14 protein-coding genes and 1 tRNA gene are annotated in these 11,073 nt (G+C 73.1%); 6 read left to right on the top strand and 9 right to left on the bottom strand.

The annotated features are described in order from the left end of the window. Nucleotides 1–1,103: glycoside hydrolase family 15 (locus tag RYN42_RS17580; protein ID WP_315098101.1), on the top strand; the 1,103-nt coding region annotated here is incomplete at its 5' end. 67 nt (nt 1,104–1,170) lie between these two features. Here the strand turns inward: RYN42_RS17580 and RYN42_RS17575 are convergent. From RYN42_RS17575 to RYN42_RS17565, 3 genes are all read right to left on the bottom strand, one after another. Then, nucleotides 1,171–1,374, bottom strand: coding sequence for a cold-shock protein (locus RYN42_RS17575; protein ID WP_315098100.1), 204 nt, complete (start codon nt 1,372–1,374; stop codon nt 1,171–1,173). Between the two features lie 144 nt (nt 1,375–1,518). Next, nucleotides 1,519–2,121: a LytR C-terminal domain-containing protein gene (locus RYN42_RS17570; RefSeq protein WP_315098099.1), complete on the bottom strand. Its 603-nt coding sequence runs from the start codon at nt 2,119–2,121 to the stop codon at nt 1,519–1,521. 106 nt (nt 2,122–2,227) lie between these two features. Beyond that, a complete protein-coding gene (locus tag RYN42_RS17565; RefSeq protein WP_315098098.1) occupies nt 2,228–2,545 on the bottom strand; it encodes a DUF3263 domain-containing protein in 318 nt (105 codons plus the stop codon). 148 nt (nt 2,546–2,693) lie between these two features. On the opposite strand from RYN42_RS17565, the gene RYN42_RS17560 reads away from it, so the two are divergent. Both RYN42_RS17560 and RYN42_RS17555 read left to right on the top strand, forming a co-directional pair. Further along, nucleotides 2,694–3,371 carry a uracil-DNA glycosylase gene (locus RYN42_RS17560; protein WP_315098097.1) on the top strand — a complete coding sequence of 226 codons (678 nt, stop codon included), beginning with the start codon at nt 2,694–2,696 and terminating at the stop codon, nt 3,369–3,371. Nucleotides 3,372–3,393: 22 nt separating this feature from the next. Beyond that, on the top strand, nt 3,394–4,194 hold the full coding sequence (locus RYN42_RS17555; RefSeq protein ID WP_315098096.1) for an SGNH/GDSL hydrolase family protein: 801 nt from the start codon (nt 3,394–3,396) through the stop codon (nt 4,192–4,194). A gap of 4 nt (nt 4,195–4,198) precedes the next feature. Here the strand turns inward: RYN42_RS17555 and RYN42_RS17550 are convergent, their stop codons facing one another. The 4 genes from RYN42_RS17550 to RYN42_RS17535 all read right to left on the bottom strand — a co-directional run bounded on the left by RYN42_RS17550 (nt 4,199) and on the right by RYN42_RS17535 (nt 7,479). Beyond that, the gene (locus tag RYN42_RS17550) at nt 4,199–5,023 is read right to left on the bottom strand and encodes a hypothetical protein (RefSeq protein ID WP_315098095.1); all 825 of its coding nucleotides are present in this window, start codon (nt 5,021–5,023) and stop codon (nt 4,199–4,201) included. Further along, a complete protein-coding gene (locus RYN42_RS17545; protein WP_315098103.1) occupies nt 5,020–5,535 on the bottom strand; it encodes a signal peptidase I in 516 nt (171 codons plus the stop codon). Before RYN42_RS17545 ends, RYN42_RS17550 begins: the two co-directional genes overlap by 4 nt. Nucleotides 5,536–5,623: 88 nt before the next feature. Continuing rightward, on the bottom strand, nt 5,624–6,097 hold the full coding sequence (locus RYN42_RS17540; RefSeq protein ID WP_315098094.1) for a hypothetical protein: 474 nt from the start codon (nt 6,095–6,097) through the stop codon (nt 5,624–5,626). A 206-nt stretch (nt 6,098–6,303) separates the two neighbouring features. Next, on the bottom strand, nt 6,304–7,479 hold the full coding sequence (locus RYN42_RS17535) for an ATP-binding protein (RefSeq protein WP_315098093.1): 1,176 nt from the start codon (nt 7,477–7,479) through the stop codon (nt 6,304–6,306). Nucleotides 7,480–7,572: 93 nt separating this feature from the next. Between RYN42_RS17535 and RYN42_RS17530 the strand changes: the two genes are divergently transcribed. The 3 genes from RYN42_RS17530 to RYN42_RS17520 all read left to right on the top strand — a co-directional run bounded on the left by RYN42_RS17530 (nt 7,573) and on the right by RYN42_RS17520 (nt 9,834). Next, the gene (locus tag RYN42_RS17530) at nt 7,573–8,244 is read left to right on the top strand and encodes a response regulator transcription factor (protein ID WP_315098092.1); all 672 of its coding nucleotides are present in this window, start codon (nt 7,573–7,575) and stop codon (nt 8,242–8,244) included. A 76-nt stretch (nt 8,245–8,320) separates the two neighbouring features. After that, nucleotides 8,321–8,923 (top strand): pentapeptide repeat-containing protein, encoded by a 603-nt coding sequence (locus RYN42_RS17525; RefSeq protein ID WP_315098091.1) that lies wholly within the window; start codon nt 8,321–8,323, stop codon nt 8,921–8,923. A gap of 44 nt (nt 8,924–8,967) precedes the next feature. After that, a complete protein-coding gene (locus RYN42_RS17520; RefSeq protein ID WP_315098090.1) occupies nt 8,968–9,834 on the top strand; it encodes a hypothetical protein in 867 nt (288 codons plus the stop codon). Nucleotides 9,835–9,847: 13 nt separating this feature from the next. On the opposite strand, the gene RYN42_RS17515 is transcribed toward RYN42_RS17520, so the two are convergent. Together RYN42_RS17515 and RYN42_RS17510 are read right to left on the bottom strand one after the other, a co-directional pair. Continuing rightward, nucleotides 9,848–9,924, bottom strand: a tRNA-Thr gene (locus RYN42_RS17515). A 56-nt stretch (nt 9,925–9,980) separates the two neighbouring features. Next, complete coding sequence (locus RYN42_RS17510) at nt 9,981–10,886, bottom strand: thioredoxin domain-containing protein (protein WP_315098089.1); 906 nt, start codon at nt 10,884–10,886, stop codon at nt 9,981–9,983. Nucleotides 10,887–11,073: the final 187 nt, after the last annotated feature.

The following is an 11,073-nucleotide window of genomic DNA, read 5'->3' as shown; positions in this document are numbered from 1 at the left end:
CGACCGGTCACGGCGCCACCGTGCGCGCCGCCGCCACCGTCGCCGACCGGCAGCGCGCCTGGCTGGCGTCGGGGACGCTCCCGGGGGCCGGTGGGCCGTACGAGGGCATGGCGCGGGCCGCGCTGCTCGACCTGCACGCACTCGTCCTCCCGGACGGCGCCGCCGTGGCGGCCTGGTCGGACAAGTGGCGGTACGTGTGGCCCCGCGACGCGTCGTTCGTGGCGGTCGCCCTGGCCCGGACCGGGCACGTCCGGGACGCCCTGGAGATCCTCGCGTTCCTCGACCGGGTGCAGGCGACGGACGGGTCGTTCCAGGCGCGGTACCTGCCGGACGGCTCCGGCCCACCCGACGACCGCGGCGTGCAGACCGACGGCACCGGCTGGGCGCTGTGGGCGTCGGGCCTGGTGCTGGCGGAGATCCTCGACCCCGACGAGCGCGCGGAGGCGGCTGCCGGTCTGCGCCCGCTGCTGCAGCGCTCCGCCCGGCACGCCATCGCCCTCGTCGGGCGCGACGGCCTGCCGCCCGCGTCCCCCGACTACTGGGAGGTCCCCGAGGACCGCCTGACGCTGGGCACGGTCGCACCGCTGGTGGCCGGCCTGCAGCAGGCGTCCGAGCTCCTGGTCCTCACCGGCGACGACGCGCTCGCCCGGTCGGCGTTCGACGCCGCGCTGCGCTCCAAGGTCGCCGTCATCCGCGCGTTCGGCCCGACCGGGTTCGCCCGGTACGCGGACGGCGGCCACGCGGACGCGGCCAGCGCCTTCCTGCTGCCGCCGTTCCTCACCACCGAGGTGCCCGGCGCGCAGGAGGCGTGGCGGGCGTCGGCCGTGTCGATGGTCCGGCCCGCGAACGGGCTGGCCCCCGGTGCGGGCTGGCGCGACGACGGCGTCTCCTGGACCCCGCAGACCTCGCTCTACGCCTGGGTGGCCGCGGAGCACGGCGACATCGCGCTGGCCGACGGCTGGCTCGCGTTCCTCGACTCCCACCGGACCCCGTCGGGGTCGCTCCCGGAGAAGGTGCTCGCCGACGGCTCACCCGCCGCCGTCGCCCCGCTCGGCTGGAGCGCGGCCTGCGTGCTGCTCGCCCTCGACGCGCTGGAGCGCTGACGAGCGGAGGCGCCGGCACGGCGACGGGCCGCGCCCCGGGGGGTGCGCGGCCCGTCGCTGCACTGCGTCAGAGCCCGCGGACCTGCTCCGCCTGCGGCCCCTTGGTGCCCTGCCCGACCTCGAACTCGACGTCCTGCCCCTCCTCGAGGGACCGGTAGCCGTCCGACTGGATGGCGCTGAAATGCACGAAGAGGTCGGCGCCTCCCCCGACCGGGGTGATGAAGCCGTACCCCTTCTCCGCGTTGAACCACTTCACGATGCCCTGGGCCATGCGTACTCCTGCCACTCGTCGACGCCTCGACCCGAGCGCTCCGCCGGCGCCCGGTGCGCGAGAGCCTAGTGGCCGCGATCGGGCGCGGGCCAGGGTCGTCTCGGACCGGGCTGTCCGGGGCGAGAGCCCTGGTCAGGGGGTCGGTCAGGCGTCCGGGTCGCTCACGAGCACGACGGCGATCCCGGTGCCCGCGTCCGGTGCGGAGAGCGTCACGACCGTGAGCCCGAGGGTCGAGGCGACCAGGTCGGCGGTCACCTTCTGGTCCTCCGACGCGTAGTACACGACGGAGTCGTCCAACGACGACTCGACGTTGCCGGTCGTCACGGCGGTGAACCCGGCGGTGGTCAGCTTCTCGGCCTGCGCCGCGGCGATGCCGCCGATGCCGGCCGCGTTGAGCACGGCGACCGGCGTGGTCAGGACGGGGGTCGGTGCGACCGGCTCGTCGGCGGGCGGCGTCTCCGCACCCTCGTCGGCGGGCGGCGTCTCGCCGTCGGCCGGGGTCTCCGTGGTCGGCTCGTCCTCGGCGACGGGTGAGTCCGACGTGCCCGGGAGCGTGGGGAGGTTGCCCTCGCGCGCCGCGAGGTTCACCAGGACGAACGCGAGGACCGGCGCGAGGACCAGGACGACGAGGAACGGCCACCACCGGTTCCACGCGGACCGGGGTGCCCGGTGCACGCCCCGGGGGACGTCGGGGTTGGACGGGACGTCGAACTCGTCCTCGGGGTAGGAGTACTCCGCCTTGCTCACGGCCGACAGGCTAACGGCTCGTGCCGTGCGGGCGGGTCCACCTGGGGCCGTACGTGGGCCGTGTCACGTGCAGGGATGCGGACGCCGGCACGCAAAGACGGGTGGATCAGGCGTCTCCGAGGCGGCGGGCCGTGCGTGCGCGCTGGCGGGAGGACCGCATGCGGCGCAACCGCTTGATGAGCATCGGGTCGTGCGCGAGCGCCGCCGGGTCGTCGATCAGGGCGTTGAGCACCTGGTAGTACCGCGTGGCCGACATGTCGAACAGCTCGCGGATGGCCGACTCCTTGGCGCCCGCGTACTTCCACCACTGGCGCTCGAACGCGAGGACCTGCTCGTCGCGCTCGGAGAGACCCTGCGCACCGGCGGGACCGGAGACGCTGCTGGGCTGCGGGAGCGATCCGATGACGATCGTCGCGGCGTCCATGCGTCCTCCTGTGCTCTCGGCGATGGCGTCCGCCCCGGGCGGAGACCGACGTCCGTCATCGTACGACCGTAATGACACGCGTGTCATTCCCGGCGGCGCGTCGTCACCCGCGAGCCGCACACCGGGTCCCGTCGGTAGCCTCACGCTCGTGAACGCCGCCCCTCTCGACCAGCTCGTCGCCCCCGACTGGGCTGCGGCCCTCGCCCCCGTCGAGCCGCAGATCCGCGCCGCGGGACAGTTCCTGCGCGACGAGGCGGCCGCCGGTCACGGCTACCTGCCCGCCGGCGACGCCGTCCTGCGGGCGTTCCACCGTCCGCTCGCCGACGTCCGGGTGCTGGTCGTCGGCCAGGACCCGTACCCGACACCCGGTCACCCGATGGGCCTGTCGTTCTCCGTGCAGCCCGACGTCCGGCCGCTGCCCCGGTCCCTGGCCAACATCTTCACCGAGCTCGTCGCCGACGTCGGCGTCGCGCCCCCGGCGAACGGCGACCTGACCCGCTGGGCGGACCAGGGGGTGATGCTGCTGAACAGGGTGCTCACGGTCCGGCCGGGCGCACCGGCCTCCCACCGGCGCCGGGGGTGGGAGGCGGTCACCGACTGCGCGATCGAGGCGCTCGTGGCCCGTGGCGGTCCGCTGGTGGCCGTCCTGTGGGGGCGCGACGCGCAGTCCCTCAAGCCGTTCCTCGGCGCGGTGCCGACCGTGGAGAGCGTGCACCCGAGCCCGTTGTCGGCCAGCCGCGGGTTCTTCGGCTCCCGCCCGTTCTCTCGCGTGAACGCGCTGCTGGTGGCGCAGGGTGCACACCCTGTCGACTGGTCACTGACCTGACGATCCTTGGCAGACTGTCGTCGTGACTGAGTCCTCCACGCCCCGCTGGTCCCGTTACGTCGCCATCGGCGACTCGTTCACCGAGGGTCTCTGGGACGACCCCGACGGCCGCGACGCCCCGCAGCGCGGCTGGGCGGACCTGCTGGCGTCCCACCTGTCCGAGCGACGCACGCACGCGGGAGAGCCTCCGCTGCAGTACGCGAACCTCGCCATCCGAGGCCGGCTGCTGCGCCCGATCCTGCTCGAGCAGGTGCCGGCGGCGATCGCCATGGGACCGGACCTGGTGAGCCTCGTCGGCGGGGGCAACGACATCCTGCGCCCGGCCGCCGACGTCGACCGACTGGCCCGCAACCTCGAGGCCGGCGTCGTCCGGCTGCGCGAGGCCGGCATCGACGTGCTGCTGGGCACGGGGGTCGACGCGGCCGACAGCCCGCTGGTCAAGGCCACCCGCAGCCGCGTCGGCATCTACAACGCGCTCATCTGGTCGATGGCCCGGCGGCACGGCGCCTACGTGGTGGACCTGTGGGGCATGCGGTCGCTGCGGGACTGGCGCATGTGGGCCGAGGACCGGATCCACCTGACCACCGACGGGCACGCCCGCGTGGCGCAGGGTGCGCTGGTGGCGCTGGGCCTGGAGCCCGACGACCCCGCCTGGGACGACCCGCTCACCCCCCTGCCACCGGTCCCGCGGATGCGCCAGGCCCGCGAGGACGCCGCCTGGGTGCGGGAGCACCTGTACCCGTGGGCGACCCGACGCCTGCGGGGCAGGTCGTCCGGGGACGAGCGCGTGCCCAAGCGCCCGGAGCTGTCACCGCTGGGCTGAGCGGTCAGGGCTGGCAGACGATCCCCGCGACGCCCGTGCGGTTCTCGACGATCTCGACGTAGAACTCGGGCGTCGTGCCGTAGTTCGCCGGGAGCCGACCGCTGACCGTCGGGAGCGCCGAGCAGCGGGACGACACCGAGCCTCCGCTGCCGATGCGCGTGAGCCCCGCGTTGGCCCACGACCACCCGCTGGGGGCTCCCGAGATCGTGACGGTGAACGCGACGTACTGGTCGTTGAGGATCCCCGGCGCGCTGAAGACGGTGCGGTAGTTGGCCAGACCGGACCCCGGGCTGCCCCAGTAGTTGGACGTGATCGGACCCGTGACCGTGCAGGGCCGCGTGAGGTCCACCGAGCCGTCCGAGACCTTGCGCACCTCGCACCGGTTTACCGGGCCCGTCGGGGCGGTGTAGCTCCACGTGGCCGGCACGATCCAGCCGTTCAACGTCAGGTAGACCGACGCCGCGCTCGATGCCGGTGGGGTGAAGGCCGCGGACGTCACGGTCATCGTCGTCCCGGTCACCGTTCCCGCCCCGTTGAACCGGACTGTCCCCGGTGAGGTCGAGTCGTGGACCAGGACGCGTCCCGTGGTGCACGCCGACCCGGTGATGCCCGTGACGGTGACAGCGGTGTACTGGCCCGAGACCACCGTGCCGCTGGGGGCCACGGTGAGGGGTCCGTTGGTGCACCGGGCGGACGTCGCCGCGAAGCTCCGTGGCTTGCCGACGAGCGAGAGCCCGGCCGCGAACGCCGGCACGACAGTGAGCGCGACGAGAGCGGCCAGGGCGACCAGTGCCGCGACCGGTCCGCGGTGCCGCAGGGTGGAGGTCACGTCACGACCGCCGGATCGCGCGCGGGCTCGACCACCTGGTCGGCCTCGGCGTCGTCCGCCTCGTCGTCGTCCTCGCCGTCGTCGTCCTCGTCGTCGCGAGGCCAGACGAGGATCGCGAGAGCCAGGACGATCAGGCTGGCCCAGATCCACGGGCTGGTGACCGCGGTGACGGCGAGGCCGACCTTCGGCAGGTGGAACGTCGCGACGCCGAGCACCTCGTCGTCCGTCGGCGCGAAGGGGTCGACCCAGTCGTTGTTGTCGCCCTGGATCTGCCAGCCCGCCGCATCGCCACCGATGATGCGGTGAATGATGCGCGCGCCCCCGAGCTCGTGCGGCTGGTAGACGACGACGTCGCCGACGGTGGGCTCGCCGCAGCGTGAGACGACGAGGTCACCGGTGAGGTAGGTCGGCTCCATCGAGTGACCGCTCACGATGGTGAGCGTCGTGCAGCCGCCGAGGCTCGTGGGCCACAGGAGGAACGCACAGACCGCGACTGCGGCCCAGAAGAGCACGTCCCGGACGCGCCGGAGCAGCCGACCGGGGCGGTCGGCTGCTTCGGGACGCTCGGTGTCCACTGCGGACGGCTCGATCCAGGCTCCGTCAGTAGATCGTGACGGAGACCTTCGTGATCTTGGAGACGTCGGCCGCGGGGATCGTGATCAGCGGCGTGGTGCCGTTGAGCGTGAGCGACAGGACGCCACCACCGGTGACGACGGTGCCCGAGTACGGCGTGCCGAGCGTGACGCCCGCGGTGTCGCCCAGGGCGATCTTGATGGTCTTGCCGGCGCACGCGGCGTCGATCTTGTTCAGGACCAGGCTGTCGACCGTGGCGTTGTAGCCGAACGAGGCGCCGGTCCCGAGCGTGCCGGCGGCGGGCGTCGTCCCGAAGGACACGGCGACGTCGGTCTGCTGGCACGCGCCGGACACGGTGGTCGTGGCCGCCTGCGACAGCGCCGAGGAGCTGTTGGTCAGCGTCAGCTGGGCGGCGGAGGCGAGGGACAGGCCGGCGACGCCGAGGACGGCGAGACCGACGGCCAGACCCTTGCGGGACTTCTTGGACTTGGTGACTGCCATGGTGATCTCCTGTTCGGGTGCGGACCGGGATCGGAACCTCCCCGACACCCGCTCACGGAAGCGCCGAGCGGCGATCCACCCCGAAGGTAGGACGCGGAGTTGGTCACGCGTTCAACTACCCGAGGTGCCAGCACCCCTGCTGTCCGGGATGCCGACTTCTTTCACCCTGGAGGTAAGCCGCCTACCTCTCAACCTGGACACGCGTCCTAATCCGCGCCCGCCCCCAGCGGCAGCCAGGCGTCGAGCCGGGCACCCTTCTCCCGGCCGCCCGGCGACAGACGCAGCCGCCCGCCGACGAGCTCGAGGCGGGATCCCAGCCGCGCGATCCCCGAGGCGGCGCCGGCTGCCGCGGGGTCGTACAGCGTCCCGTCGTTCTCGACGCTCACGTGGAGCACGCCGTGGTCGACGTCGAGGTCCACACGCAACGAGGACGCGGGGCCATGCTTGAACGCGTTGGTCAGCGCCTCCTCGACCACCCGGACGGCGAGCAGCCGCTCGCTGACCGTCAGCGCGGATGCGGACGGGTCGTCCATCGCCCGGACGGCGTCGCTGACCACGAGCCGCGTGGCGATGCTGGTCGGGATGCGGCCGAGGAGCGCGCGCACGGCCGGCACCAGCCCGAGCTCGATGCGCTCGGGGTAGAGCAGCCGGCTCATCTCGCGCACGTCGGTCTCGCGCGCCTCGTCGAGCTCCGAGCGGACCCACGCCAGGGACTCGATCTCGGCGTCGCCCATGCCCCCCGCCCGGGCCCGCGTGAGCACGTCGGCGAGGCGGGCGTCGACCAGCACGAGCTTGGCCTGGAGCGTGCCGTGCAGGCCCTCCGCGACGGCGCGGCGGACGCGGATCTCCTCCTGCTCGAGCGCGCGCAGAGCCACCTCGACATGCACCGCGTTCCGGGTGGCGGCCCGCGTGCGGATCCGGGCACCGCGTCGGGTGGCCAGCGCCCACATGCCGATGGCGCCGGAGATGATCCCGAGGATCGCGCTGCTGACCAGCTCCGCGTCGCGCGCCGTGTCGAACACGTCGGAGTGCACGCCGAGCTGCACCTGGGCGAGGAACCGGACGCCCGACGCGACGGTGGCGGCGAACGTGACGCACACCACCATGACCCAGAGGCGGGTGGCGCGGTGCGCCCGCACCGCGGCGAGGACCAGCACCAGCACGAGGACCGCCAGGGCGTTCGCCACCAGCCGCGTCCACAGCGGGATGTGCGCCCACTCGGGGACGTAGACGGCGTAGACGTACGACGACTGGAGCGCGGCGCCGATGCCGTACCCCAGCGCGATGATCGCGGTGCCGCGCAGCAGCGTGATCTTGTCCTGCCTACGGTCGGACCGTTTGACGGCGCTGTCCGCGGCGGAGTCGGTCGACGACGTCGTCATCGTGCGCGCCTCCGTCTGCCGCCGAGTGGGCTGTCCGTGTACCGTCCGGCGCACCGCGCGCGCCGAACCCAGCCGCAGACGATACTGGCGCCGATGAGTGTGACCAGCACCGCCCCGCTCCGCATCGCCGTGGTCGAGGACCAACCGCTGTTCCGGTCGATGCTGGAGCACACCCTGTCCGGCATCCCCGGCTTCGAGGTGGTGGCCGCGGTCGGCACGGCCACCGAGGCGGCGCGCGACCTGCGGCCCGGGACCGTCGACTGCGTGGTCCTGGACATCGACCTGCCCGACGGCAACGGCATCGCGCTCGGGGTCACGCTGCGCCGCCGGATGCCCGACCTCGGCATCCTGCTCCTGTCGGCGCACGACGCCATGGACCTGCTCCTGGACCTGCCCGCGGACGTGGCAGCCGGGTGGGGCTACCTGTCCAAGACCTCGTCGACGAGCGAAGAGGTGCTGGTCAGCGCGGTGCGCGCAGCCGCGGTGGGCGAGACCGTGCTGGATCCGGCGCTGCTGGCGCAGATGACCCCCCGGGCCGGGTCCGCGGTCGCGCGGCTGACCGACCGGCAGTACGAGGTGCTCCGGCTGCTGGCGTCCGGGCTGTCCAACGCCGGCATCGGCGACCGCCTCGGGATCACCGAGAAGTCCGTGCAGAACCACGTCAACGGGATGTACGCCACCCTCGGGATCGACAGCGACCCCAAGCGCAACCCGCGGGTCAGCGCGGCCCTGCGGCTGCTGGAGGAGACCGGCCCGGCCGCCTGACTCGTCCCGTTCCTCCCCCGGGCACGCGCGACAGATCTTCACCCGGTGCCGACGCCGGTGCACCATGATCGGCTCCATGAGCGAGCCCACCCCCACCACCTCGACCGTCCGCGGCGAGGACTGGTACGCGAGGGACCTGTCCGGGCAGGAGTTCCGCAACGTGGAGTTCCTCGACCTGGACCTGACCGAGGCGTTCGGCGTCGGCGCCGTGTTCGAGGAGTGCGTCTTCCGGAACGCGAAGCTCAACGCCTCCGTGCACACCGACGCAGCGTTCATCTCCTGCACCTTCCACCGCTCGAACTTCTTCGACGTGCGGTTCGAGCGGTGCAAGCTCATCGGCTCCCGGTTCGACGGCTGCACATGGGACATCGCCCGGGTCGAGGGCGGCAACTGGTCCTTCGTGTCGCTGCCGGGCGCGGACCTGCACTCGGCCACGTTCACGGGCGTGCGCCTGCGGGAGGCCGACCTCACCGGCGTCCGCTCCGTCGGGGGCACCCTGCGCGACTGCGACCTGGCGGGCGCGTCGCTGCACCGTGCCGACCTGACCGGCTGCGACCTGCGCGGCAGCGACCTGTCGGGTATCGACCCCGCGACCGTGACGCTCGACCGCGCCATCATCACGCTCCCGCAGGCCGTGACGATCGTCGAGGCGATGGGCCTGGACCTGCGCGTCGAGTAACTCCTCCGGTGGACGCCGGGCGTGCGCGGCGGGACGATCGCCTCATGTCGACCTCGGGCGAGCTCGGTCACCCGCCCGAGTCCGACGTCGCCCGGGCGACCTACCGCCACCTGCGGATGATGCTCATCGCCCTGCCGATCCTGCTGCTGGTCACCTCGGCGCTCGCGGCGCTGGTCCTGCACTCGGTGGCCGGCTCGATCAGCGCCTACTACCTGGGCCCGTTCCGGGACGTCTTCGTCGGCGCCATGGTCGGCACCGCGGTCTGCCTCGTCGCGTACCGCGGCGGCCCGCTGGAGGACTACGCCCTCAACCTCTCCGGCTTCTACGCGGTCGTCGTCGCCTTCGTCCCGACGGGCCTGGCGAGGACCCTGGACGACCTGCCGCCCGGGGAGCGGGCGGAGCTGGTCGACTCCCTGCGGCTCACGATCCTCGCGGTCGTCATCGTCGCCGCCGTGTTCCTGCTCGTGGAGTGGCGCACCGGGCAGTGGCCGGGCACGGAGCTGCGGCGCACCCCATTCACTCGGTTCCTGTTCCGGGGGTCCACGCTCCTGGGCCTCGGCTTCCTCGCCCTGCTCGCGTGGCGGGTCATCGAGGGCGACGCCTTCGGCGGGGTGCACCTCGCCGCGACCTTCCTGCTCATCGGCGGGCTGGTCACCGCCGTCGCCAGCCACGGGTGGCCGTCGGCGACCGGCTCCGACCCCGCGGCGTCGTACACCGGCTGGTACCGCCTCATCGCGGTGCTCATGGTGGCCGGGCTCCCGCTGCTGCTGGTCCTGCGGGTGGCGCGGTTCGAGTACGCGGTGATCGTCACCGAGTGGTGGGAGATCGGTCTGTTCGCGATCTTCTGGACCATGGAGACGGTCCGGACGTGGACCCCGCGCCCGGAGGCGTCGTCGGGTCACGTCCGCTGACGCGACCAGCGTGTGGAGCCCCCTATCGGATTCGAACCGATGACCCCCTGTTTACAAGACAGGTGCTCTGGCCGACTGAGCTAAGGAGGCGGGCGCGCCCAGGATAACCGGGCGCCCCGCCGTGGGGCGCCCGGTCGTCCGAGGGGTCAGGACCTGGCGGCGTCGACCGCCTGCTTCAGCGCGCCCGGCTCCTGCCAGCCCGTGAACGGCTCACCGTTGATGAGGACGGTCGGCGTGGAGAACTCCGGCACGTCGGTGCCCGCCTGGATGGTGGCCGCCAGCGTCCACGGGGCGAACGTCCGCCAGGTGCCCGCGATGCCCTCCTCCGTGTCGGTGTCGAACGTGCCGGACACCGTGTCGGTGAACGTCGAGGTGACCGCCTCCGGGACGCCGACGCTCTCGGCGCGCGTCGCGATCTCGGCGTCCGACAGGCCGGACGTGCCCTCGGCCGGCTGGTCCTCGAACATCGCCGAGATGAAGTCGGTGAAGTGCTCCGGGGACTTGTCCGCGACGATCGCCGTGGCGTTGACCGCGCGGGTGGAGTACGAGCTGCCCGCCGCGAGGCGGTCGAGGATCGAGACGGGGTGGTACGTGATGGTCACGCCGCCCTCCTCGAGCATCGCGTCCAGGTCCGGACCGTTCGTGGTCTCGAACTGGCCGCAGTACGGGCACATGAAGTCGAGGTAGATGGTCAGGTCGACGTCGCCCTCGCCGGCCGTGCCGACGTCGTCGCCGGTCGGTCCGCTGACGGGGATGCCGCCCTTGTCGTTGGCCGGCGCCGGTGCGGTGACGTCGTCCAGGGACGGCGGGACCACGTTCTCGGCGTCCTGGCCGTAGACGACGTCGGAGTTGGCGGCCTGGTTGGCCTGGTTCTCGTTGACGATCGTGAACGCGACGGCGACGAGCGCGAGGATGGCGACGACGAGACCGGCGATCGCGAGGATGCGGTTCCGCTTGGCCCTGCGCTCCTGCTCCTTGCGCATCTGGGCGGCCTTGGCGCGGGCCTCGTCGCGCCGCACCGCCTTGGTGGGACGGGGGTCGTTGGTGGGCATGCGTGCTCCTGGGTGGGACGACGGTCGGACGACGGGTGGGTGGGGGTCAGGCCACCGCGGGGGGTCCGCGTCGCGCGATGCTCCCGAGCAGCACCCGCTCGGTCCACGACCGCGCGACCGGCGCCGGGACGAGGCGGGCCCGGGCGATCACCGGCAGCGGGCGCGCCGCGTGCAGACCGCCCCGCAG

The organism is uncultured Cellulomonas sp. (genome assembly GCF_963527515.1).
Lineage (GTDB): Bacteria > Actinomycetota > Actinomycetes > Actinomycetales > Cellulomonadaceae > Cellulomonas.
Note: the sequence above shows the minus strand (reverse complement) of the source record. Positions and strands in the feature narration are given on the sequence as shown.

What these genes read in the sequence shown, in the direction of transcription:
- RYN42_RS17535 (WP_315098093.1), bottom strand. Translation starts at nt 7,479, where the DNA reads ATGACGACGTCGTCGACCGACTCCGCCGCGGACAGCGCCGTCAAACGG.
- RYN42_RS17530 (WP_315098092.1), top strand. Translation starts at nt 7,573, where the DNA reads ATGAGTGTGACCAGCACCGCCCCGCTCCGCATCGCCGTGGTCGAGGAC.
- RYN42_RS17540 (WP_315098094.1), bottom strand. Translation starts at nt 6,097, where the DNA reads ATGGCAGTCACCAAGTCCAAGAAGTCCCGCAAGGGTCTGGCCGTCGGT.
- RYN42_RS17520 (WP_315098090.1), top strand. Translation starts at nt 8,968, where the DNA reads ATGTCGACCTCGGGCGAGCTCGGTCACCCGCCCGAGTCCGACGTCGCC.
- RYN42_RS17525 (WP_315098091.1), top strand. Translation starts at nt 8,321, where the DNA reads ATGAGCGAGCCCACCCCCACCACCTCGACCGTCCGCGGCGAGGACTGG.
- RYN42_RS17565 (WP_315098098.1), bottom strand. Translation starts at nt 2,545, where the DNA reads ATGGACGCCGCGACGATCGTCATCGGATCGCTCCCGCAGCCCAGCAGC.
- RYN42_RS17575 (WP_315098100.1), bottom strand. Translation starts at nt 1,374, where the DNA reads ATGGCCCAGGGCATCGTGAAGTGGTTCAACGCGGAGAAGGGGTACGGC.
- RYN42_RS17510 (WP_315098089.1), bottom strand. Translation starts at nt 10,886, where the DNA reads ATGCCCACCAACGACCCCCGTCCCACCAAGGCGGTGCGGCGCGACGAG.